Source organism: Pseudomonas sp. GW821-FHT02A11, from assembly GCF_059421985.1.
This window is the reverse complement of the sequence record NZ_JBWKWB010000001.1, coordinates 441,314-463,557: the sequence shown is the minus strand read 5'-3', so window position 1 is coordinate 463,557 and position 22,244 is coordinate 441,314. Positions and strand designations below refer to the sequence as shown.

Sequence of the window (22,244 nt, the reverse complement as noted above, 5' to 3'; positions counted from 1 at the left end):
TCACGCATCCCCGACTGTACGTGATCAATCTTCTGAAGCGGTCACGGCGACGGATTCCGGATGGTTGTCATCGCTGTGCTGCGCGTAAGTCCAGTTGATGACCGTACCATCAGGCAGTGTCTGTTCGAGGGTGCGGCCGAAGACGTCCAGGCGTTGGATGGTGACACGGTCCTCTTCGCCTTCAATCCTGATTCGGGTTTCGAATACCCGATCCAGCCCGTCCCGAGCCCATTGTGTAGTGCGTACCAGCTTGTCGTTGGTGTCGAACAACTGCTCCTGTATGGCACTGCCAGCGACATTGAACAGGCTGACCGTGCTCGGTCCCTTAAGGTCGCCATTCGCTTGCCACTGTTTGACGGTCAGCCTCGCGGGGTTGTGTTCGGTGAAGGTCTGCACGTCGTCCGGCGTGGTGACGCAACGGGTCTGGCCCCAGTCGTCATATTCAGTGGTCGTGGTGAGAGGGAGGGCGGTAACCGACGCAGGATCGTCTTCGCTACGCAGCCAGTCAGTGTGTGTTTCTCGGACCACACGGCCTTCGACATCGAAGTCTGTGCGGGTGATTTCCCGCAACACGCCGGGTGCGTAGTCAATATCTTCGAGTTCCACGCGCACTGTGCGGCCCTCACCGTCGAGCCAATGACGGCGACGCTGGCCGGTGGCGTGGGTGTGTTCGATCATCACCGGATTTTCGGCGCCCGTGCGATGGGCCAGCGCAATCGGGTCATTGACGTGATAGGTGGTCTTGCGAGCGGCTTTATACCGACTGTCATCGGCGGTGACGGCCAGGGTTACCCGGCCCAGGTCGTCATATTCATAACGGCTGAGCACTCCCGCTAACGTGCGATCACGGGTCATCTGGCCTGAGCTCAATGAGCGGGCGCTGTCCTGGCTCTGGCGCACGAGTGCGGTGTCTTCAAAGCCCGTGACCGTGACATGAGTGCTTAGCTCATCCTCGGTGAGATCGTAGCGGTAAGTGGTTGTGGTGGCCTTGCCGTTGAGCCAGACGATGGTTTGTGCCACACGGGCGTAGCCGCCAGCCTCGGTCACGTATGTCTGCGATGTGGTTTTCATGACGCGCGCGAGGGTATCGTCTCGAATGGTTTCGCTTTCCACCAGTACGAGTGGCGGTTCGCCGTCGATCAACGAGGCAAGCGATGTGTAGGTGTAGGTGGTGGACACCTCGCTCGCCCCGCCGTAATTCCCGTCTGCCAGGCGTGCGGGTTTCACGGTTTTTTTCTTCAGGTACCGGACCACGCCAAGTGCGTTGGCCGGGCAACCCTCAGCGCCCTCGGCAGGGTAATACTCGTTGTGTTCTTCAACGCCGGCGGCCGAGCGTGTGAACAAAAGATTGCCGGATTCGTCGTAGCGGTACTGAGCCGTTTCGCTGCGCTGCGTGCCACTCTTGCCGTCAATCCAGGTGACCGTTTGTTGATGGGGAAGCTGGCACCACGCTGGCTGATCCACCCAGGCGGTGTCAGCTTTGATGCCAAAAGTCGTCCGGTGGTGGACTTCGCAGGCGCCGCGCTTGACCACTTGCGAAGTGAGCAGGTGAAAGCGGTTCCAGGTGCGGGTGATGGTCGATAGCGTTTTTCCTTCAGGGTCTGTCTGGGTTTCGACCACCTCGTACTCGTAATCCTGTTCGACTTCGTAGAGGTTATCTCGCCCCTGTTTCCAGTCGAACGCCTGATCGCTGCCGAAACCCAGGAAGTTGTGGGCGCTGGACCATTCGTAAGTGCGGGTCAGTTCTGTGTCCGATGTGCCGGCTGAGTGTTTCCACTCGACAACGCGAGGCAGGACGTCAAAGGGTGCGCCTTGCGGTAACTGATGACCCTCGTCTCCCGTGCCCCAGATGACTGCGTCCGATGCGCCCAGTGGACTTGTGAGCGAGCTCGGGAGCAGCAGGTGGTTCGACTCGTTCAGTATGTGGTGGTCATAGAGGATGCTGAACGGCGTTTCGATGGCCGGCAGGTACACATCGCTCAAGGTGTCGTTGGCCATTTGCAGGCGCAAGGTCCTGCCCTGTGCTCCAGGCACGACAAAGCGGACTTCGCCTTCATCGCTTTGCACCTGCAGCAAGGTTTCGTGTTCGTCACGAATGCGCTCGAGGATGAAGTCTTCGTTGGCGAATGCCACCCATTCGACGAACAGACGACGGCCTTCCGGGCTGCGGATTTCGCTGACCATGTAGCGCGAGCTGTCCTCTTGTTGCGTCAGAAATTCTGTCTGGCCGGAGGTGTGGTCGATCCGCAAAGACGTGTCGCTCTGCCAGGTCACAATCAGGGATTTGAGCTTCGCGTCGAGCAACACCAATTCACTGCCAGGGGAAAGGTCGGCGTTCTCGATGTCGATGGCAAAGCGCTCGCCCGAAGACAGGCGCAACGAAGGCGCATCCTGATGCAGATCGATTTCAGTCAGGTCCAGCGACCACCCAAGACCAAAACCGCGGTTGCGCGTAGATCCCAGAACACTGAATGACAGGGTAGGCGACAGCGCGGGGCCAGCGAGGTGGTTGGCAGGGATGAGCGGAAGCTGGAATGCCAGAGTGAATTGACCGGTCCGTGCGTCGACACCGGTTTTGATGAAGTCCATGAAGTTTGTGGCTTGGGTGTGAAGTGCTTCTACAGACATGTTCCAGTCACTCGGAAATCGGCTTCGAATTCGGTGTGTGCAGGGTCCGCCACGCGAAAACATGCACGCTCCCATGAAGTCAGGATGATCAGATCACGATGAAGTCCAGGAGGTTGCCATTGCTTTGCTGAGTCATCTCGATCTTGTGTTCATTGCCGTATTGGTCAAGAAGGCCCCACCGCGACGTTCGGTTGCGGACACCGCTTAATGTCACGGGACCGTATGTCTTGATCCGGATAAAGACCATGCTGCCAGGGCGGCGGTGCACGGAAAGAACAGTCGTGGGAGCCCTGAAGGTTCTACGGTCACTGACTTCGTAAGCGATGTGGGTGTAACTCCTTGGGTCGCCGTCTGCGAGCCAACCTTCGTCCTCCACAGTTACCTGATAGTAGGGAGTGCCCGATCCGGGGCCGTACGGGACCGCAGCCACGAGCTTGAGTGTTCGGCTATTCAAGAAGAGCTGATAAACATCGTAATCCCAATCCGTGGCGTTGACCGTGTGCTCATAGTTATCTTCGACCGAGAGCGTCATGTCGTCGCGAATCAACCGCAGCGGGCTCAGGGTTTCGACGGTTATCGAGGAGTTGAACTTGCTGGTATGGCTGACGTAGTGCGTGTCTTCATCCTTGCTGATTGCGGCGTAGATCACGTCCAGCGAGCCGCCGGAGCGGGTCGATGAAATGTAGAATCTGCGGCGTCGCGCGTTCGCCTCAAGCAAAGGTGTCGGGGCGGCGCCGTTATCAGCGTAATACTCGAACCGCTTGTCGCGCCGGGTAGACATCTGAAGATCGGCGTTCAGTTCTTGATAAGCGCCGTTATCGTCGAGCGTGACCAGTCGAATGCTGTTCAATTGCTCTTCGCTGATCTCCACGCCTGCTTTAGGAGTGACACTGACGGAAACCTCGAGCTGATGGCGCCCATTGCCGAAGATCTTGTTCGAGTTGGAGGTAACGTGAACAGTGAATCTGGTGATCCAGTTCGTGTCGTTTGCCGGGTTCATTTTCTACCATCCTTGGTTGTTGAACGTGACCCCAGAATAGGCAGCAGTGCCCCTGCTCAGTGATATACATATTTATATCGTGGGGCGTGCTTCATTACCGGTTGTTTCATATTCGCACCGGGTAACATAACGGCAGTGTTTTCATCCTCTAAACGAGGCGGCGGCAGGTCATTTCTGCCGAGCGTCATCACCATCCATGTCGGACGCGTTGGCGAACGGCGCCGTTTCCACTACATTGGAGCCTTCCCAGACGATTGAGGTGCTCCCCGGTTTTCAGGGAGGCACGACCGGCCAGCGGTGCGCCGCGGATCCATCACGCCGGACAGGACGACCTTCACCCCATGATGAACCAACCTCATATAGACGGATCTATCCAGCGCCTGCGGTTCAAACGCTTCGCCTTGGCGGCTGGCACCTACGTACTGCTGAACGTGCTGGTCTGGGTGGCCTATTGCGCGGGCTACTATGACGCGAATTTCTTCGGCCTGTGGTTGACCACCACGCTCGTGCTGCTGTCTCAGGGCGCGTTGAGCCTGGTGTTCTTTGGCGAGTACAACAAGCGCTTCAAGGATCCCAGCCTGACCGAGTTTCAGGTGCTGATGGGGCTTGGCTGGCAGACCTTCCTGCTGGCGCATCTGAATTCGGCACGAGGCACGTTTCTGGTGCTTTATGTGCTCGTCCTGCTGTTCGGCCTGTTTCACCTCCCTCCCAAAAAATTCATTCGCTGCGCGATTTTTGCCTTGCTGGGTTTTACCGGCCTGAATCTGTGGGACGCCTCCCATGACCAACTCGATGACCCGGGCCTCGCCGCGTTGCAGACCTGTGCGTTGTTCATCGTGCTGGGCTGGCTGTGCCTGTACGCACGCTTTGTGCAGAACTCGCGCCAGCGCATGCATCAGCACCGGATCACCCTGCAGGCGCATCAGGAAACCCTGCGCGGCATGATGTACCAACTGGAAGAACTGGCCTCCACCGACGAGCTGACCAACCTCTATAACCGTCGCCATTTCTTGCGTCTGGCTACCCGCGAACTGGAAAACATGGACGGTGCCTACACGGCAGGCCTGGCCCTGATCGACATGGACCATTTCAAGCGGGTCAACGACGTTCTGGGGCACGCCGCCGGGGACCGTGTGTTGCAGGAGTTCGCGACCACCGCAACCCAGTGCCTGCGCCCCGATGACGTGCTGGCGCGCTACGGCGGCGAGGAGTTCGTGCTGCTCATTCCGCGCTGCACCCGCGCACAGTTGACCGATTGCTGCGAGCGCGTGCGTCAGGTGTTCGAGCAGGTGCAGATCCCGGAGTTGCCGGGGCTGACGCTGAGTCTCTCGGTGGGCATGACGCTCATTGAGCGCGGCGATGATATGGATCGCGCCCTGCAACGTGCCGACCAGGCGCTGTATCGGGCCAAGCACCATGGCCGCAATCGATGCCACGGGGCTTGGGACTATGTCGATGCCTGAGCTGCGCGCAGGTGCTCGACAATGGTCGGTCAACCCCGGAAGCAATCTGCTCGATGCCTTGAACAGCGCCGGAGTGTCGGTGCCCTACAGCTGTCGAGCAGGCAGTTGTCATGCCTGCCTGGTGCGTTGCGTGGCTGGCGAGCCGCTGGATGCACTACCCGAAGCGCTGGACGCTGGCAAGCGTGACCAGGGCTGGCGTCTGGCCTGCCAGTGTCGGGTGGCAAGCGATCTGACCGTTGAGGTCTTCAACCCGCAGCGTGACGGTTCACCCGCCCGCGTCAGCCGCTGCGACTGGCTGAGCCCCTCGGTGCTGCTCTTGCGCGTTGAGCCTGAGCGTGCGCTACGTTATCGCGCCGGGCAGCATCTGGTGCTGTGGACCGAAGGCGGTGTGGCGCGTCCTTATTCACTGGCGAGCTTGCCGGGTGAAGACAGCTTTCTGGAGTTCCACATCGATTGCACCCGCCCCGGGGCCTTCGTCGATGCCGCCCGAGCGCTGAAGCCTGGTGATACGATGCGTCTGGGCGAATTGCGCGGTGGCGCGCTGCACTATGACCCGGACTGGCAGGAGCGGCCGTTGTGGCTGCTGGCCGCAGGAACCGGGCTTGGGCCGTTGTGGGGCATCCTGCGTGAGGCTTTGCGTCAGCAGCATCAGGGGGCGATTCGGGTGATGCATGTGGCGCGAGAGCATTACCTGGCTGACTCGCTTGAGGCATTCGCGCTGGCACATGATCAGTTACAGGTCGAGCTGATCGACGCCGAGCAGTTGCAGACCGCCCTTGCGGGCCTGCGGATCACCTCGCGTCAGACCATCGCCCTCGTTTGCGGATCGCCCGCCAGCGTGGAGCAGTTCTCAAAACGCCTGTTCATCGCCGGTTTGCCGCGTGGGCAGGTGCTGGCGGATGTGTTTTTGGAGAAAGGCTGAATCGTACCTTTGTACCTGCACAGCTTGCTGGCGATGGCCCCCTCAGGATCGCTGCCGCCCGCAAGTCAGACTGCTGCAGATGCGCAGCACAAAAAAAGCTCCACCTGGATCACCCAGGTGGAGCTTTTTCAATTGCCGCAGCGTCTTAAACCATTGGGTCGCCGACGTGCAGGATCTTCATGCCGTTGGTGCCACCGATGGTGTGGTAGCTGTCACCCTTGGTCAGGATGACCCAGTCACCTTGCTCGACCAGACCGCGTTTGACCAGCTCGTCCACAGCCGACTGGCTGACTTGACCGGCAGGCAGCGAAGCCGGGTCGAACGGGATGGTGTACACGCCGCGGAACAGGGCGGCGCGCGCCTGGGTTTCGCGGTGCGGGGAGAACGCGTAGATCGGAACGGAGGAACGGATACGCGACATGATCAGCGGGGTGTAGCCGCTTTCGGTCAGTGCGATGATCGCTTTCACGCCCGGGAAGTGGTTGGCGGTGTACATGGCCGCCAGCGCGATGCTTTCGTCGCAACGGGTGAACGAGTGACCAATGCGGTGGCTGGAGGTCTTGCCGGTCGGGTGACGTTCGGCACCGACGCAGATGCGCGCCATGGCTTCAACGGCTTCGACAGGGTAGGAACCGGCAGCACTTTCAGCGGACAACATCACGGCATCGGTGTAGTCGAGCACGGCGTTGGCCACGTCGGACACTTCGGCGCGGGTCGGCATCGGGCTTGAAATCATCGATTCCATCATCTGCGTGGCTACGATCACCGCTTTGTTGTGGCGACGTGCGTGCAGGATGATTTTCTTCTGGATGCCTACCAGCTCTGCGTCGCCGATCTCCACGCCCAGGTCGCCACGGGCAACCATGACCGCATCACTGGCGCGGATCAGCGCGTCAAGGGTTTCGTCATCGGCCACGGCTTCAGCGCGTTCGATCTTCGAAACGAGCCAGGCAGTACCACCGGCTTCGTCGCGCAGCTTGCGTGCGTATTCCATGTCGGCAGCGTCGCGCGGGAAGGAAACGGCCAGGTAATCCAGGTCCATTTCGGCAGCGAGCTTGATGTCTTGCTTGTCTTTTTCAGTCAGCGCCGGTGCAGTCAGGCCACCGCCGCGACGGTTGATACCTTTGTGGTCAGACAGCGGGCCACCGATGGTCACGGTGCAGTGCAGGGCGTCGGCAGTCTGCGTGTCAACGCGCATGACCACTCGTCCGTCATCGAGCAGCAGTTCGTCGCCTACGCCACAATCCTTGACCAGATCGGGGTAATCGATGCCGACGACTTCCTGGGTGCCTTCGGTCAGAGGATGGCTGGTGGAGAAAGTGAACTTGTCACCGGCTTTCAGCTCGATCTTCTTGTTGGCAAATTTGGCGATACGAATTTTCGGGCCTTGCAGGTCACCCAGCAACGCGACGAAGCGGCCGTTCTTGGCGGCGATGTCACGGATCAGCTTTGCCCGGGCCTTGTGCTCGTCGGGCGTGCCGTGGGAGAAGTTCAGGCGGGCAACGTCCAGGCCGGCAAGAATCAGCTTCTCGATGACTTCGGGCGAATTACTTGCGGGGCCAAGTGTGGCTACGATTTTGGTGCGGCGAACGGACATGCACAAACTCCTTAAATGAAGCGCAGCGGAAGGCTACTACTGTATTGGTCTGTAGTCATTGTTCCTTTGCACTACGTGTTGCGGATTGAGTGGGCAATTGGCCCAGTGATGGGCTGGCTTAAGGATTTGAAACGGGCTTGAAGAAATCTCGCCACGCGCCGATATGCTGGAGAGCACAGGAGACTCTCATGCGAATCGTGATGATATTAGTAGCGCTGGCCGCTTTGAGCGGCTGCACGCGCTGGGCGATGAACAGCCATCTGAACAATGCCAACCGCGCATACGCCCAGGGCGACTGCGATGCGGTGATGTACAACCTGTCCAAAGTGGACCGCGAAAGCCGTTCGCGCCGCTATGTACAGCCGGAAGTGTCGATGCTGCGCGGTCAGTGCCTGGAGCGCCAGAAACTCTACGTGGACGCGGTGCAGACGTACCAGTTCATCATTACCCAGTTTCCGTATAGCGAATACGCATTCAGAGCACGGGCGCGCATGGATACGTTGCACCAACTGGGCTACGACAATCTGGCACCACCGGCCGTTACGCGACCCGCTTCACTTTAGTTACACCCGAATGGATACAGCGTCACGTTTTTCGAGTGGCCTTTCTGAAAGGTTGAGCTAGGCTGGAATCGGTAGGGACCTAAAGATTTCATCACAGGAGTGGCGAAGGGCACGTTGGTTATTTCGACGCGGGCTATCAAAGCCGTTAGCTATCGCGAAATCGAATAATCGGATACGTGACTTCGGTTATGGCTGGTGAGTCAGATGACGTCCCTGTTGTAATGAACAGGTGGGTTCGATCGACAACGTCGTCTGTGCCGTTCCACGTGCGGCCGAATCCCTTTGCATTAGCAAGGCCATGCTCAATGGTCATTCGAGGACCCGTGTCCAATGCTGAACGAAAGACGAATCGAGCGTCACCAACTCCCGTATTACCTTCAGGTGTTCAATCGCTACACCGACAAGCCGTTGGGTTGCCTGGGTAATGTGTCGGAACAGGGTTTGATGCTGATCAGCGATTTGCCGATTCTCGTCGGCGCGGATTTTCAACTGCGCTTGAAAGTCCCGGACGAAAAGAACGGCGTCTACTACATCGACATCAACGCCAGCTGCCTGTGGTGTCAGGAGGATGAGACCCCGCGTGTATACGACTCCGGCTTCAGGGTGCAGGCGGCACCTCCCGAGTATTACCACCTGATCCAGGCGCTGCAGCGTTATTTCAGCTTCTACCCGCTGGAAGCGTCAGCCTGACCACGGCGCCTTTTCAGGCGCCCTTCACAACGTGCCAGCTTTTTTCCAGCTCAGATAACGGCCCACCAGCTGCGGCCCCAGCTCGCCAGGGCGCACGTCCAGTACCGGGATGCCATGGGCGCTCAAACGCTCATGCAATCCGGCGCGCGCATTGAGAAAATCCACCGTGCCGCAATAATCCAGCGCCTGCTGCCAGGTCTGCACGGGTGCTTGACGCAGCACGTCCAGCACTTCTTCGCGCATGCTGGCGATCAATACCCGATGATGGCGGCCCAGTTGCTTGACCGCCCCCAGCAATTGCTCGTCGTCTTCATCGCGCAGGTTGGTCACCAGCACCACCAGCGCACGGCGCTTCTGCCGGATCAACACCTGACCAATGGCGGCGCTGTAATCGGCAGGACGTTGCGTGCTGTCCAGGTCGTAGACGTGGTTGAGCAACAGGTTCAGCTGAGCCGGGCCCTTGACTGGCGCCAGATGCCGATCTGGTTCGGCGGCAAAGGTCGACAGGCCCACTGCGTCTCCCTGGCGAAGCGCGACATAACCCAGTAGCAGGCAGGCATTGAGCGCGTGGTCGAAGTGCGTGAGTTCGCCGTCCTGACTGCGCATGCGGCGGCCACAGTCGAGCAGAAACACGATCTGTTGATCCCGCTCGTCCTGATACTCCCGGGCGATCGGCGTGCGTTGGCGGGCGGTGGCCTTCCAGTCGATCTGCCTGAGGCTGTCGCCTTCGCGAAACTCGCGCAGCTGATTGAATTCCAGGCCCAGGCCGCGACGTTGATACTGGCGGATGCCGATTTGACTGAGCCAGTTATCCACCGCGAGCAACTGGCCGTTGTGCACCCGCGCAAAATCCGGATAGACCCGCGCCGAGTTCTCGACCGGAATGCAGCGTCGGGTCAACCACAGGCGCAGAGGACTGCGCAGCTGGATTTCCACTTGCTCGAAAGTGAACTGCCCCCGGCTGGTGGGGCGCAGGCGGTAGGTCAACTGCGCCTTGCGCCGAGGGTGCAGGGAGATGTCCTGGGGCAGAAACTGCGTTTCAAAGCGGTTGCCCGGCCCTTGCGCGCCGTGATCGAACACAGCCACCGGGACGCTGCGGCGGTAGTCATGCTCGATCTCGATGCGCACGTCGCTCCAGCGACCCAGCGCCAGACTCCCCGGTAAATGACGCTGCAGGCGAGGGGAGGGCAGGCGCCACACCCAGAAAGCATCCAGCGCCACGAGCACGGCCATTACACACGACAGCACCCGGAACAGCCCGTCGAGCTTGGCCGCAGGCCGCAGGCCCAACGCCTGAAATATGCCGAGCAGCAGCGCGAATCCAGCCAGCACGGCCAGCCACCAGAGCAGTCGAGCGGACGGCTTGAGCAGTTGCTTCATTGGCGTGGCGCCGGGACCTGATCGAGCAATTGCTTGAGCACCTGATCTACTGACAGGCCTTCGATGTCGAGTTCAGGCGACAACCTCACGCGATGGCGCAACACCGCCAAGGCGCAGCCCTTGATATCGTCGGGAATGACGAACTCGCCCCCACGCAGCAAGGCGCGTGCCCGCCCGCCGCGCACCAGTGCGATCGATGCCCGAGGGCCTGCGCCCAGTGTCAGACCGGGCCAGGTGCGTGTGGCGCGGGCCAGACGCACGGCGTAATCGAGCACCTGTTCATCGACGGGCAGATCACTGGCAATGCGCTGCAGCGCCTGCACGTCCCTGGCTTGCATCAAGGTGCGCAGCGGCTGGACGTCGAGCATGTCCGAACGCGTCGAACGCGTGACCTGACGCACCATGTCCAGCTCCTGCTCGGCCAGTGGATAGTCCATGCGCAGCTTGAGCATGAAGCGGTCCAGCTCGGCTTCCGGCAATGGGTAGGTGCCTTCCTGTTCAATGGGGTTTTGGGTGGCCAGCACCATGAACGGCTGCGGCACCGGCAGGGCGCGGCCTTCGAGGGTGACCTGGCGCTCCTGCATGGCTTCGAGCAGCGCGGCCTGAGTTTTGGCCGGGGCGCGGTTGATCTCATCAGCCAGCAGCAGGTTGGTGAACAGCGGACCCTTGCGCAGCTTGAACTGCTCGGTCTGCATGTCGTAGACCGCGTGGCCGGTGACATCGCTGGGCATCAGGTCGGGAGTGAACTGGATGCGTGCGAACTCGCCACCGAAGCAGCGAGCGAGCGCACGCACCAGCAAGGTCTTGCCCAGCCCTGGCACGCCTTCGAGCAGGACATGGCCACCGCCGATCAACGCGGTGAGCACATCGTCGATGACGGCGTTCTGACCGATCACGGCTTTTTGCAATTCGTGACGCACGGCCTGGGCCAAATGAATCGCGCGCTGACGTTGCTGCGCCGCATTGCTGGTGGCAGCGGCGCAAGCAGGATGGCCAGCCTCGACAGGCTCATGGGGTGTCTGATGTCCGGTGGTGTGCGCATCGGATTCCAGGCTGCTTGACTGCGGTGTCGGATCTTCACTCATAACGCATTCCTGAGGGTTTGCAGGTAGGCCACCTGACGGGTGAATTCGGGGCTGGGCAAGCGCTCATCAAGGCGCGGGCGCAGGGCTTGTCCGATTTGGCTGGTGGGCTGGCCCGTCATGCGTGCCAACAGTTGCCACTGCTCGGTGACCGGCAGGGCCTCGAAACCGGGGTGGCACTGGCGGGCGCGGCGCAGGATGTCGTGCTGCAGCGAACGCAGCAACGCCTGCTGCCCCTGGCGACGCAACATGAAGTCGGCACTGGCCCGCAGGTGTTCGCGCAATTGCCGACGGGCGCGGGAGGGCTCCGGCTGCAAAGGGCCGTGACGCATGCCGCTGTGCCAGAGCGCTGCGCCGATCAGCAGCGCCAGCGCAAGCAGCGCTTGCGGGAAGTACTTCCACAGCAGGCCAAACAGGTCGTCATGGTCGGTGCGCAGCAGCAGGGTGACGTCGCTGCCCTGGCTCAGGTACCACAGCAGCCAGGCATTGTCGTATTTGCCGATGGCGCGGGTTTTCCACAGGTCGGCATCGGTCAATACCGTCACCAACCCCTTGCCGTAGACCATTTGCAGCAGGTGCGTGGCGTCGGCGCTGTTGGCCCATGACTGGGCGTGATCCTGAGGATCGTCCAGATGAAACGCCGGGTCGAAGCTCATGTAGGCCGGATCGTTTTCGTTCTGCACGTAAAGTCGGGTCAGTTCTGGCCAAGGCGTCTTGGGCGCCTCGACATCCGGTGCGCTCAGGGGGATGACCGGTTTGTTCAGCTCGCGCTCCCGCCGTCGATCCTGCTCTCGCAGGTCGCGGGTGAGAAACTGATGAATCTGCACTTGATCGAGCAGCAGATCGCCGCTGCGGCCTTTCTTTTCATCCCAGAGCTGCTCGGCGACGAACAGCAGGCGCCCTCCTGCACGGGTCCAGTTCAGCAAGCGTCGGACGTCGGCGGGCGTCATGTTTTCGCGGGTGTCCAGCAGCATCAGGGTCTGCGCGTGCTGGCGAGTGTCCGGCAGCGTGTTGAGCGCCTGAGTCACCTTGACCGCGATGCCACGCTGGCGCAGGAAGGTCTCGGCGGCCAGATAGGGATTGGCGCGCACCTCGGGGGCGGGGCCCTGATCGACCACTTCCTGATAATGCTCGAGGCGTTTGAGCACAGGCACGCTGGCGCCGACGATGCCGAGCACGGCCAGCGCGATGATCATGATCCAGATGCGACGGCTCATGGCGGCGCCCCGCTGGCAAACAGTCGCCGCCAGTCATCGCACAAGGTTTGCTGTACGTCGGTGGCGGGCAATTGATGACCGTAGGCCAGGTTCTGCCAGTGGGCCATGAGGGACTGACTGAAAGCGTGCAGGGATGGCTGATTCAATCGGGCCACACGTTCGAGGACCTGGCCTTCGGTGTCGGCGTTTTTCAGGGGCAGTTGGTAGTCGGTCAACAAGCGGTTGAGCAGGGCGCGATAGAGCAGGCTCAAGGCCTCGCGTGGCGACTGCTGCCACAGTTTCTCGGCTGCGCTGGCGACATCTTCCGGCAGGCTTTCAGCGCCCACTTGCAGGCCGAACAGCTGTTGCGGCGCATCGGAGCGGCTGACCGGTTTGCGTTTACCGCGGCCAACAAAGGTGCTGAACCACGCTCGATAGCGCCAGACGACCCATGCAACAAGCAATGCGATGAGCGTCCAGAGCAGCGCTGCGAACACGGTCGACAACGTTTTGCCTACGTTGAGCAGCCCCAGAATCAGCTTGGCCAGCCTTTGAGGGGTGTCGCTGGTTTTAGCGGTTTTGGCGCCGTGCTTTTGTTCAGGAAAACGCCAGCCGGACACCGTTTTGGGGTTCTTGAACGGCGGGCTGTCGAGCACGCCCTTGATCGCGCTTTGCGAGTCTGCGCTGGTGAGTGGCTGATTAAGCAGGCGCGGGGTGTCGGGGGCGGCCACTTCTTCCTCGGTCTGGGGCAAATCCAGCGGTGGGAGAGGGCAGCTGTAGTTCGACTCGTCGACGCTATCGTCCGCCATCACCGTCGATGGCGAAAAACCCCAGGCCAGAGACGCAGCCAGAAGCAGCGCATAGGCACTGCCGACCATACGCTGGCGCAGGCGGCGGAACGCCAGTTCAATGTCCCACGCTTCGAGAGTCGTGCGGCGATTGATGTACAGCGCAAAGCCCGATGCCACATAAATCGGCCCCCACAGCACCAAAACCAGCGCATAGAAGGCGTTGGTCAGGTGTTCGAGCCAGTTCCAGCTGCCCTCGATTGCCAGCAGGCTGCGCCACGACCAGTCCAGTTCGAGTTCCTGCGGAATCATGGCGTAGAACAGCCCCATCAGGCCGATCCACAGGCACATCTCCAGGGTGCTGCCCATCGAGGTGAGGACGCGCGCCACCCAAAGGTTTTTCTGCCCGAGCACGGCGATGCGTTGGGCGCGCTGCACGCCGTCCAGGCCTTCGAGTTGCTGGACCGGCAGATTGAAACTGCGACTGAGGCTGAAGCGGCGCCAGGTCAGGCTGGCCAGCCATTGGGATTTGAGTGTGCGCGGCCAGGCCTTCAGCGCCTCCTTGAGCGAGGGCGGTGGGCCGAACAAGGCCTGGGAAAGAATGAGCAACGGCAGGCGTTCAAAGAGGGGCTTGAGCCACCAGAACACTAGCACGGCCAGGGTCGGATAGTCCCACAGCACGAGGCTGAGAAGGGCGAAGACCGGCAGGGTGACGACGGCCCAACTGGCCATCAGAAGACGCCGATTCTGACGCGCCATCAGCACGCCGAGATCGATGGCTTCCCAGGGCGAGCGCGGTCGGATGGTCACATGGGCTTCAATCAGGCGCATGGGCGGTACGTCCGGCGAAGGTCAGGTAGGCGATGACCAGCGTCCACAGTGCTGCGCCGACAAGATACTTGGTGGTCGGTTGCGGCCATGTCATCGATGACCAATAGGCTTCTATAAACGCTGCAATCACCAGGAACAACATCACTCCGCCAATCAGACGCACGCTCGTTTTCGCGGCCACTTTCAAGGCGTCGCCACGGCGCAATGCACCGGGGGCCAGCAGCGCCAAGCCCAGCTTGAGCCCGGCAGCACCTGCCAGGGCGATGGCAGTCAATTCGAACGCGCCGTGGCCGACCACGAAGGGCCAGAAGGTTTCGCCAAAACCGACATTCGTCAAATGCCCCGCTACGGCACCGATCATCAGGCCGTTGAAGAACAGAAAAAACAGGCTGCCCACGCCCAGCAGCAGTCCACTGGCGAAGGTCTGAAAGGCGATACCGATGTTGTGCATGATGTAGTAGCCGAACATCAGCCAGTCGGTGCTCGATGCGCGCTCGGCGGCTTGCCCGATACGCCGCGCCGCGGGGTCGTACATGCTTTCCATCTCGCCTACCTGAGCAGGGCTGACAACGCTGTAGATCAGATCCGGATAGCCGTACACCAATAGCCCCATGACGATCAGGCTGCCGAAGAACAGCACGCAGGCGATCGCCACAAGACGCCATTCGGCGCGCACCAATCGTGGAAAATCGGCCAGCACAAAACTCAGCAATTGCGCCATGAACTGGCTGCGGTGGCGATACAACTGCTGATGGCCGCGCATCGCCAGTTGCTGCAAGGGGTCGATCAGATGGCTGCTATAGCCGCGTTCCTGCGCCAGGGCCAAGTGCCGACATACCTGTCGGTACTGCTCGGTGAAACCGTCTCCCGCCGAGTGCTTGCGGCGACTGCGCTCCAGCGCATCGAGACGCTCGGCGAAATTTGTCCAATCGCCTTGATAACGCTGCTCGAACTGGCGCTGCTTCATGCCGAGCCCGCCAGTGTGCGAGCGATGCCGTTCAAGTGGCGGACGGCATAGGGCGAATGTGCGCTACCGGGTATCTGCAAGGGCTCGGCGGCAATCGCGGCCAGTTCCTGAACACGTGCGGGGGCGAGCGAACCCTGACGCTCCGCAAAGGACAGGATGGCCCGTTGTTCATCGAGGCTCAGCACCAGAGGCGCGATGATTGCGGGGGCCTCGGGCAGTTCGAGTCGCACAGCCGGGGAGTCGTGGTAAATCACCAGCGTGCCCGCGGCCAGGTCGCCCAAGCGTTTGAACAGTGGATGTTGCAGGCAGGCGAAGGCTCCGACGCTGTAACCAAAAGGCAGCATATCGACGAATCGCAGCAGGTTGCGCAACAGTGATGCCGACCAACCCACCGGCGTGCCGTCGTCGTGGACCACCCGCAGCCCCATGATCTGCTTGCCGGGCGTGCGTCCCTGATGCAGCACTTCGAACAGCACCATGTACCACCAGTTGATGAAAAAAAGCGCAAGGACGAACAGGCCGGTGCCGAACTCGCCAAAGAGGTGCAGCGCGTAGAAAAGCGCGATCAACAGCACGCCGCGAATGCCCAGGTCGATGGTGAACGCCAGCGAGCGTGAGAGCAGCCCGGCCGGGCGCAACAGTAGGTCGATGCCTTCCGGGGTTTCCATGCGGACGCGGTTGTCCAGAGGGGCAGGCTGTACAGCATTCCTTGGCCAGGCTTGCGAAGAGGACATTGTCGGGAGGGGTACGCCTGAGAATAAAGTTTGATGCTAGCCACGGTACGGTAGGTAAGCAACCGGAGGATGGGCGGCCGTGTTGTGGGAAACGTCTTTAAACACCTTGCGCGGGCATTCGAGGGAGCGGGGCGGCCAGGTTGATCTGGTAGACTTCGTCGGTCTTTTGCTCAGGATACGCCTGTGACCTCCAGCATCTTCTGGTACGACTACGAAACCACCGGGATCAACCCGCGTAACGATCGCCCCCTGCAGATGGCGGGCATCCGCACTGACGATCAGCTCAACGAGATCGGTCAGCCGGTCAACCTTTATTGCCAGCCCAGCGACGACATCCTGCCTCACCCGGCGGCGTGCCTGGTGACCGGCATCACGCCTGACCGGTTGGCGGAAAAGGGCCTGTGCGAAGCGGATTTCATGACCCGGGTGCATGCCGAACTGTCGCTGCCCGGTACGTGCGGCGCAGGTTATAACACCCTGCGCTTCGACGATGAGATGACCCGCTACAGCCTGTATCGCAATTTCTTCGACCCTTATGGGCGGGAGTGGCAGGGTGGCAACAGTCGCTGGGATTTGATCGATGTTGTGCGTACCGCTTACGCCCTTCGTCCAGAAGGGATTGTCTGGCCGCAAGAAGACGGCCGCGTCACCCTCAAACTTGAACGCCTGACCGCCGCCAATGGCATTGACCACGGACAGGCGCACGATGCACTTTCCGATGTACGCGCAACGATTGCTCTGGCGCGTTTGATTCGAGATAAACAGCCCAAGCTGTATGACTATCTTTTCCAGCTGCGCAGTAAACACAAGGTTCAGGATCAGATCCGCCTGCTGCAGCCACTGGTGCATATTTCCGGGCGCTTTTCTGCCGCGCGAAGTTATCTAAGCGTTGTTCTACCTCTGGCCTGGCACCCGACCAATCGCAATGCGCTGATTGTCTGCGATCTCTTTCATGACCACAGTCCATTACTGGATGAAGACGGCGACACCTTGCGTCAGCGCTTATATACCCGACGTGAGGATCTCACGGACAGTCAGTTACCGGTGCCGCTCAAACTACTGCATATAAACAAATGCCCGGTGGTGGCGCCCTTGAGCGTCTTGCGCGATGAAGATCGTCAGCGCCTGCAACTGGATATGGACGCCTATAAACAGCGTACGTTGCGTCTGAACGAAGGCCAGGCCATCTGGCAGGACAAACTGAAGAAGATTTACAGCAGCGACGACTTCGCTGTCAGCGACGACCCTGAGCAACAGTTATATGACGGGTTTATTAATGATCGCGACCGGCGTCTTTGCGAGCAGGTGCGTACTGCCGAACCGCAACAACTGGGCAACGAACCCTGGGCGTTCGATGATCCGCGATTGCCGGAGTTACTCTTCCGTTATCGCGCGCGCAACTTTGCTGAAACCTTGAGCGTTGCCGACCAGCAGCGCTGGCTCAGCTTTTGCCAGCAACGCCTGACCGACCCGCTGGCCGGGGCGCCTAACACCCTCAAAGCCTTCACCAAGGCTTTGATCGAGCAGTCGCTCAAGGCCACGCCCGAGCAGTTGAAGGTGCTCGCCCAGTGGCAGGATTACTCCCTGCAACTGAAACAACGATTGGGCTTGTGAAGTCCTTGATCGAAAACTCAGGGCAATAAAAAACGCCAGCTTTCGCTGGCGTTCTTTCAGGTCGCACATCACTGTACAACAGCTGTTGCAACGCGCGGCCTATCAGCCCAGCAGAGTTGACCAGCTTTCTACTTCGTCACCGCCCCACTTGGCTTTCCACTCTTTCAGAGTCTTGTGGTTGCCACCTTTGGTTTCGATGATTTCGCCGTTGTGCGGGTTCTTGTATTGCTTGACCTTGCGCGCGCGCTTGGTGCCGGTAGTTTTGACTGCAGCGCCGCCGCGTGGCGCTTTCAGTTTGGAATCTGGATCCAGCAGCGCAATGATGTCGCGCAGGGATTTTTGATATTCGCCCATCAGGGTGCGCAGTTTGCCTTCGAACTCAAGTTCTTTTTGCAGTTTGTCGTCAGACTGCAGGTTTTGCAGACGGGCTTGCAGTTCTTTGATGGCTTCTTCTGTTGCGCGGTATTCGTTGATCAGCGACATGTGGGCTACCTGTGGGGTGATGAGCAGGGTGTAATGACGCAATAATAGTCACAGCGTTAGCGCAAGTAAACATTTAAGGAAAGTTTTATTTGTAGCATTTTGAAATACCGCACTGACCTGCTCATCTCATCAAACAAGAGTTTTGAGCGTGTGAGCTAAAAACACAGCACCTATTTAGTGCTTTTATCGAAACCTTCTTTTGTGCAAGCCTCGCTGCCGTAGCAACACCGGCCCATTACCGTTGATCGGAGCCGCTGTGAGCAGGGATGAAAATCAGTGCGATACGGTTACTGCACAGGCCTCAGGTAATGGCTAGAATAGCCGCCTTTGCGAAGTTCTGGAGTTTCCCCTCATGCGCACTTTTCGTCTGGTGATTGCTTGCCCGGACCGCGTCGGCATCGTTGCCAAAGTCAGCAACTTTCTGGCTTCACACAACGGCTGGATTACCGAAGCGAGCCATCACTCTGACAATCTCAGCGGCTGGTTTTTCATGCGTCATGAAATCCGCGCCGATACCCTGCCTTTTGATCTGGAAGGTTTCCGCCAAGCGTTTACGCCAATCGCTGAAGAGTTCTCGATGGACTGGCGCATCACTGACTCGGATCAGAAGAAGCGCGTCGTGCTGATGGCCAGTCGTGAGTCCCACTGCCTGGCTGACTTGCTGCACCGCTGGCACAGCGACGAGCTGGACTGTGAAATCGCCTGCGTGATTTCCAACCACCAGGACCTGCGCAGCATGGTCGAGTGGCACAACATTCCTTATTACCATGTGCCGGTGGACCCGAAAGACAAAGAGCCGGCTTTTGCCGAAGTCTCGCGTCTGGTCAAACAGCACGACGCCGATGTCGTGGTGCTGGCGCGTTACATGCAGATCCTGCCGCCGCAGCTGTGCCGTGAATATGCCCATCAGGTCATCAACATTCACCACAGCTTCTTGCCTTCGTTCGTCGGCGCCAAGCCTTATCATCAAGCGTCGCTGCGTGGCGTAAAGCTGATTGGCGCGACCTGCCATTACGTGACCGAAGAGCTGGACGCCGGCCCGATCATCGAGCAGGACGTGGTGCGCGTCAGCCATCGCGACAGCATCGAAAACATGGTGCGTTTCGGCCGTGACGTCGAAAAAATGGTGTTGGCGCGTGGCCTGCGTGCGCATCTGGAAGATCGTGTGCTGGTACACGACAACAAGACGGTCGTGTTTGACTAAGCCGGAACGGCGCTGAACCCTGGGGGAGCGATTCATTTGCGATGGGTTTTGCCAGGACGATACATCTCAATCGCCTGTCAGATTTTTTGCGAATGATTCTGCTCCTGCACAGCGCCTATCTCGCAGGAGCCTTGCAATGACTGACCCACTCGATAAAGCCACATCCAAAGCCCCACCGACTCTCGGCGAGGGCTGCCTCTCGCGTTACGACCCTGACGCATTGTCCCCTGATGACGGCACCGAATTCGAGGGGGCTGCGCAGCTGTGGGAGCAGTTGAAGCCTGAGGACGATGAATCAGCTGGCCCTGACTCGCAGTAGCTTCATCAGCAGCGGTTTGCCAACCATCAGCAGAAACACCGGGCCGCCGGCAATCAGGTAGAAGTAGTAGGTCACGATCCGCCAGATCAGAATCGCCGCCGCAGCTGTCGACTTGCCGACCATGGGCGCCAGCAGCGCCGCCGAGGTCAATTCCGCAGCCCCCGCGCCACCCGGCGAAAGGCTGAACTGTCCAGCGCTCAGCGACAGCATCTGCACCAGAAACGTCCACGCCCAGTCGATATCGACGCCCAGCCCTCGCAGCGCCAGATACAGCACGCTGTAGCGCAGCCCCCAATGCACGCAGGTCAATGCGAAGACCTTGAGCAGAATGCGATGGGGCATCTTCCAGGTTTCCGCCAGCGCGTCGCGAAAGTGCAACAGCTTGCGAGCCCAGCGAATGCGCGTGGTGTTCTTGCGTTTCAGGCGCGTCAGCAGCTTGCCGTTGAACACAATGATGCGTCGATGAAAGCGCGCAAAACCTGCGCACACGCACAGCCCTGCGCCGATCAGCAAGGCGCTGGCGATCAACATCCATTCCAGGTTTTCACTGAGTTTGTGAAACACGGCGTAAATTAAAATACCGATCAAGGCGAGCAAGAAGAACACCAGGTCATTGAGCTGATCGGTGGCGAAGGCAGCCGTGCTCTTGGCCGGGCCGATGCCGCAGCGCGATAACAACGCCACCAGTGTCAGCGGTGCGCCGCTGCCGCCTGGCGTGGCGCTGTAAGCGAACTCCGTGGCCATGACGATCCCCAGACTCTTACGCATGCCTACGCCAGCCGCGCTGTCGCCGAGCAGCAGGCGCAAGCGCATGGTGTTAGCGCACCAACCCACCAGCACCATGGCGAACATGCCCACGAACAACATCAGCGGAAAGTTGCGCAGGCGATGAAACATGTCCATGCCGCCCATGAAGAACGGAATCAGCAGGGCAGCCAGAAGAAGGGCCGCAAGCCAGACAAGTCGTTTCACACGCCGGGCCTGTCTGGGTCGCAATCCAAGAGCGCGGCAGCTGCTCGCTCGTCAATAACGCTGAGGCAGGCAAGGGTCTGCAGTGAGGGAGCGATAGGCACGATGGTGGGTGTTCTCCGTTGTTTCGTCCTTGATTGACCCGCCTCAAGGACAGATGTTCGTCTGCGATCCGGTGAGGCTGAACCGTGTGGGAGCAGGGTTGGACTAGAGTGAAGGGGCCGACTCGGATTGGCAATCTTCGATGCAGGTAATGGTGGGTGTCGCGCCTCGGTCTGCCTGCACGTAAACCCTTTGACCTGTAGGTGAACAAATGCCGGACTCTCAACACATGCTGATCGGCGCGGGGCTGGATGGTCAGCCGGTCGGCCAGATTTTGCGGCTGGGTAATCGTCACGGGCTGGTGGCGGGCGCCACAGGCACGGGCAAAACCGTCACCCTGCAACGCCTGGCGGAAGTGTTCAGCGACGCCGGCGTGGCGGTGTTCGCCGCCGATATCAAAGGTGATCTGTGCGGGCTGGGGGCTGCGGGAAACCCTCAGGGCAAGATCGCCGAACGCATTGCCGGGATGCCCTGGCTGAATCACAAGCCTCAGGCGTATCCGGTGATGCTGTGGGATGTACATGGCAAGTCGGGTCATCCGCTTCGCACAACATTGTCGGAAATGGGCCCGCTGCTGTTAGGAAGCCTGCTTGAGCTCACCGACAGCCAACAGTCGGCGCTGTACGCCGCGTTCAAGGTGGCGGACCGTGAAGGCTTGTTGTTGCTGGACATCAAGGATCTCAAGGCGCTGCTCAATTACTTGCGCGACAACCCGCAGGCGCTGGGTGAGGACAGTGCGCTGATGACCACCGGGTCCAGTCAGGCGCTGCTGCGTCGGTTGACCGTGCTGGAGCAGCAGGGCGCCGAGGCGTTGTTTGGTGAGCCTGCGCTGCAACTGGAAGACATCCTGCAACCAGCAAGTGACGGGCGAGGGCGCATTCATTTGCTCGATGCCAGTCGGCTGGTGCATGAAGCACCAAAGGTTTATGCGACGTTTCTGCTGTGGTTGCTGGCCGAGTTGTTCGAGCAACTTCCAGAGCGCGGCGATGCCGATAAGCCGTTGCTGACGCTGTTTTTTGATGAGGCGCACTTGCTGTTCGCCGACACGCCCAAAGCGCTGCAGGACCGGCTCGAACAGGTGGTTCGGTTGATCCGCTCCAAAGGCGTGGGTGTGTATTTCGTTACACAGTCCCCAGGCGACTTACCGGATACCATCCTGGCGCAACTGGGCTTGCGTATTCAGCACGGCCTGCGCGCATTCACCAGCAAGGAACAGAAGTCGCTGCGGGCGGTAGCCGAAGGCTTCAGGCCCAATCCTGAGTTCGACACGCTGACTGTGCTCACTGAACTCGGGATCGGCGAGGCGCTGGTGGGCACGCTGCAGGAGAAGGGCACGCCGGATATCGTCAAGCGCGTGCTGGTGGCCCCACCGCAATCGAGAATCGGGCCGTTGAGTGAGGCCGAGCGCGTTGCCCTGGTCGCTGGCTCGCCTTTGGCAGGGCGGTATGACAAGCCCGTGGATCGCGAGTCGGCGTACGAAATGTTACTGGCGCGCAAGGGCGCAGTGCCTGAGATCGTGAAGAATCCGGGTGCTGACGAGAAATCCGAAGGTGGTATTGCGGACATTGCCGGCGGTTTCCTGGGAGGGCTGGCGGGGCAGGCGGTTAAAAGCGCGATGCGTCAGGCTGCCAATCAGATCGGGCGGGAGTTGGTGCGCGGTTTGATGGGGTCGTTATTGGGCGGGAGCAAGAAGCGGCGCTAAGCCGTGTACC

Annotated in this window: 19 protein-coding genes; 8 read left to right on the top strand and 11 right to left on the bottom strand. The window is 60.2% G+C overall.

Going from position 1 to position 22,244, the window contains the following annotated elements; all coding sequences use genetic code 11:
- Nucleotides 1-24 precede the first annotated feature (24 nt).
- Both AC07V9_RS02145 and AC07V9_RS02140 read right to left on the bottom strand, forming a co-directional pair.
- The gene (locus tag AC07V9_RS02145; RefSeq protein WP_495014038.1) at nt 25-2,628 is read right to left on the bottom strand and encodes an RHS repeat domain-containing protein; all 2,604 of its coding nucleotides are present in this window, start codon (nt 2,626-2,628) and stop codon (nt 25-27) included.
- Nucleotides 2,629-2,716: 88 nt separating this feature from the next.
- The gene (locus tag AC07V9_RS02140) at nt 2,717-3,628 is read right to left on the bottom strand and encodes a hypothetical protein (RefSeq protein ID WP_495014037.1); all 912 of its coding nucleotides are present in this window, start codon (nt 3,626-3,628) and stop codon (nt 2,717-2,719) included.
- Nucleotides 3,629-3,972: 344 nt separating this feature from the next.
- On the opposite strand from AC07V9_RS02140, the gene AC07V9_RS02135 reads away from it, so the two are divergent.
- Nucleotides 3,973-5,091, top strand: a complete 1,119-nt coding sequence (locus AC07V9_RS02135; protein ID WP_495014128.1) for a GGDEF domain-containing protein — start codon at nt 3,973-3,975, stop codon at nt 5,089-5,091.
- On the top strand, nt 5,084-6,013 hold the full coding sequence (locus tag AC07V9_RS02130) for an iron-sulfur-binding ferredoxin reductase (RefSeq protein ID WP_495014036.1): 930 nt from the start codon (nt 5,084-5,086) through the stop codon (nt 6,011-6,013). Before AC07V9_RS02135 ends, AC07V9_RS02130 begins: the two co-directional genes overlap by 8 nt.
- Nucleotides 6,014-6,158: 145 nt before the next feature.
- Here the strand turns inward: AC07V9_RS02130 and pyk are convergent, their stop codons facing one another.
- A complete protein-coding gene (gene pyk / locus AC07V9_RS02125; protein WP_495014035.1) occupies nt 6,159-7,610 on the bottom strand; it encodes a pyruvate kinase in 1,452 nt (483 codons plus the stop codon).
- Nucleotides 7,611-7,798: 188 nt separating this feature from the next.
- On the opposite strand from pyk, the gene AC07V9_RS02120 reads away from it, so the two are divergent.
- Both AC07V9_RS02120 and AC07V9_RS02115 read left to right on the top strand, forming a co-directional pair.
- Entirely contained in the window at nt 7,799-8,173 is a 375-nt protein-coding gene (locus AC07V9_RS02120) for a tetratricopeptide repeat protein (protein ID WP_495014034.1), read from the top strand.
- 330 nt (nt 8,174-8,503) lie between these two features.
- Nucleotides 8,504-8,863 (top strand): PilZ domain-containing protein, encoded by a 360-nt coding sequence (locus AC07V9_RS02115; RefSeq protein WP_495014033.1) that lies wholly within the window; start codon nt 8,504-8,506, stop codon nt 8,861-8,863.
- Between the two features lie 24 nt (nt 8,864-8,887).
- On the opposite strand, the gene AC07V9_RS02110 is transcribed toward AC07V9_RS02115, so the two are convergent.
- From AC07V9_RS02110 to AC07V9_RS02085, 6 genes are read right to left on the bottom strand one after another with little or no spacing between them, the layout of a single operon-like run.
- Nucleotides 8,888-10,243 carry a DUF58 domain-containing protein gene (locus AC07V9_RS02110; RefSeq protein WP_495014032.1) on the bottom strand — a complete coding sequence of 452 codons (1,356 nt, stop codon included), beginning with the start codon at nt 10,241-10,243 and terminating at the stop codon, nt 8,888-8,890.
- Entirely contained in the window at nt 10,240-11,328 is a 1,089-nt protein-coding gene (locus AC07V9_RS02105) for an AAA family ATPase (protein ID WP_495014031.1), read from the bottom strand. The genes AC07V9_RS02110 and AC07V9_RS02105 overlap by 4 nt, the downstream gene beginning before the upstream one ends.
- Nucleotides 11,325-12,542 (bottom strand): DUF4350 domain-containing protein, encoded by a 1,218-nt coding sequence (locus AC07V9_RS02100; RefSeq protein ID WP_495014030.1) that lies wholly within the window; start codon nt 12,540-12,542, stop codon nt 11,325-11,327. Before AC07V9_RS02100 ends, AC07V9_RS02105 begins: the two co-directional genes overlap by 4 nt.
- Nucleotides 12,539-14,140 carry a DUF4129 domain-containing protein gene (locus AC07V9_RS02095; protein WP_495014029.1) on the bottom strand — a complete coding sequence of 534 codons (1,602 nt, stop codon included), beginning with the start codon at nt 14,138-14,140 and terminating at the stop codon, nt 12,539-12,541. The genes AC07V9_RS02100 and AC07V9_RS02095 overlap by 4 nt, the downstream gene beginning before the upstream one ends.
- A complete protein-coding gene (locus AC07V9_RS02090) occupies nt 14,127-15,107 on the bottom strand; it encodes a stage II sporulation protein M (protein ID WP_495014028.1) in 981 nt (326 codons plus the stop codon). Before AC07V9_RS02090 ends, AC07V9_RS02095 begins: the two co-directional genes overlap by 14 nt.
- A complete protein-coding gene (locus AC07V9_RS02085) occupies nt 15,104-15,841 on the bottom strand; it encodes an RDD family protein (protein ID WP_495014027.1) in 738 nt (245 codons plus the stop codon). The genes AC07V9_RS02090 and AC07V9_RS02085 overlap by 4 nt, the downstream gene beginning before the upstream one ends.
- A 183-nt stretch (nt 15,842-16,024) precedes the next feature.
- On the opposite strand from AC07V9_RS02085, the gene sbcB reads away from it, so the two are divergent.
- Complete coding sequence (gene sbcB / locus AC07V9_RS02080) at nt 16,025-17,455, top strand: exodeoxyribonuclease I (RefSeq protein ID WP_495014026.1); 1,431 nt, start codon at nt 16,025-16,027, stop codon at nt 17,453-17,455.
- A 102-nt stretch (nt 17,456-17,557) separates the two neighbouring features.
- Here the strand turns inward: sbcB and mvaT are convergent, their stop codons facing one another.
- Nucleotides 17,558-17,938, bottom strand: coding sequence for a histone-like nucleoid-structuring protein MvaT (gene mvaT / locus AC07V9_RS02075; RefSeq protein WP_495014025.1), 381 nt, complete (start codon nt 17,936-17,938; stop codon nt 17,558-17,560).
- 352 nt (nt 17,939-18,290) lie between these two features.
- Here mvaT and purU point away from each other — a divergent pair, with 352 nt between their 5' ends.
- Nucleotides 18,291-19,142 (top strand): formyltetrahydrofolate deformylase, encoded by an 852-nt coding sequence (purU, locus tag AC07V9_RS02070; RefSeq protein ID WP_495014024.1) that lies wholly within the window; start codon nt 18,291-18,293, stop codon nt 19,140-19,142.
- Nucleotides 19,143-19,278: 136 nt separating this feature from the next.
- Nucleotides 19,279-19,461, top strand: a complete 183-nt coding sequence (locus AC07V9_RS02065; RefSeq protein WP_495014023.1) for a hypothetical protein — start codon at nt 19,279-19,281, stop codon at nt 19,459-19,461.
- Here AC07V9_RS02065 and gpgF read toward each other — a convergent pair.
- Complete coding sequence (gene gpgF / locus AC07V9_RS02060; RefSeq protein WP_495014022.1) at nt 19,438-20,433, bottom strand: glucosaminyl phosphatidylglycerol flippase; 996 nt, start codon at nt 20,431-20,433, stop codon at nt 19,438-19,440. The genes AC07V9_RS02065 and gpgF overlap by 24 nt on opposite strands.
- Before the next feature lie 310 nt (nt 20,434-20,743).
- Between gpgF and AC07V9_RS02055 the strand changes: the two genes are divergently transcribed.
- Nucleotides 20,744-22,234: a helicase HerA-like domain-containing protein gene (locus AC07V9_RS02055; protein WP_495014021.1), complete on the top strand. Its 1,491-nt coding sequence runs from the start codon at nt 20,744-20,746 to the stop codon at nt 22,232-22,234.
- Nucleotides 22,235-22,244 lie beyond the last annotated feature (10 nt).

Excerpts from the sequence above, each read along its gene's own strand:
- AC07V9_RS02095 (WP_495014029.1), bottom strand. The coding sequence starts at position 14,140 with ATGCGCCTGATTGAAGCCCATGTGACCATCCGACCGCGCTCGCCCTGG.
- AC07V9_RS02100 (WP_495014030.1), bottom strand. The coding sequence starts at position 12,542 with ATGAGCCGTCGCATCTGGATCATGATCATCGCGCTGGCCGTGCTCGGC.
- AC07V9_RS02115 (WP_495014033.1), top strand. The coding sequence starts at position 8,504 with ATGCTGAACGAAAGACGAATCGAGCGTCACCAACTCCCGTATTACCTT.
- AC07V9_RS02085 (WP_495014027.1), bottom strand. The coding sequence starts at position 15,841 with ATGTCCTCTTCGCAAGCCTGGCCAAGGAATGCTGTACAGCCTGCCCCT.
- mvaT (WP_495014025.1), bottom strand. The coding sequence starts at position 17,938 with ATGTCGCTGATCAACGAATACCGCGCAACAGAAGAAGCCATCAAAGAA.
- AC07V9_RS02090 (WP_495014028.1), bottom strand. The coding sequence starts at position 15,107 with ATGAAGCAGCGCCAGTTCGAGCAGCGTTATCAAGGCGATTGGACAAAT.
- AC07V9_RS02135 (WP_495014128.1), top strand. The coding sequence starts at position 3,973 with ATGAACCAACCTCATATAGACGGATCTATCCAGCGCCTGCGGTTCAAA.
- pyk (WP_495014035.1), bottom strand. The coding sequence starts at position 7,610 with ATGTCCGTTCGCCGCACCAAAATCGTAGCCACACTTGGCCCCGCAAGT.
- AC07V9_RS02140 (WP_495014037.1), bottom strand. The coding sequence starts at position 3,628 with ATGAACCCGGCAAACGACACGAACTGGATCACCAGATTCACTGTTCAC.
- AC07V9_RS02120 (WP_495014034.1), top strand. The coding sequence starts at position 7,799 with ATGCGAATCGTGATGATATTAGTAGCGCTGGCCGCTTTGAGCGGCTGC.
- AC07V9_RS02065 (WP_495014023.1), top strand. The coding sequence starts at position 19,279 with ATGACTGACCCACTCGATAAAGCCACATCCAAAGCCCCACCGACTCTC.
- AC07V9_RS02130 (WP_495014036.1), top strand. The coding sequence starts at position 5,084 with ATGCCTGAGCTGCGCGCAGGTGCTCGACAATGGTCGGTCAACCCCGGA.
- AC07V9_RS02110 (WP_495014032.1), bottom strand. The coding sequence starts at position 10,243 with ATGAAGCAACTGCTCAAGCCGTCCGCTCGACTGCTCTGGTGGCTGGCC.
- AC07V9_RS02145 (WP_495014038.1), bottom strand. The coding sequence starts at position 2,628 with ATGTCTGTAGAAGCACTTCACACCCAAGCCACAAACTTCATGGACTTC.
- AC07V9_RS02105 (WP_495014031.1), bottom strand. The coding sequence starts at position 11,328 with ATGAGTGAAGATCCGACACCGCAGTCAAGCAGCCTGGAATCCGATGCG.
- purU (WP_495014024.1), top strand. The coding sequence starts at position 18,291 with ATGCGCACTTTTCGTCTGGTGATTGCTTGCCCGGACCGCGTCGGCATC.
- AC07V9_RS02055 (WP_495014021.1), top strand. The coding sequence starts at position 20,744 with ATGCCGGACTCTCAACACATGCTGATCGGCGCGGGGCTGGATGGTCAG.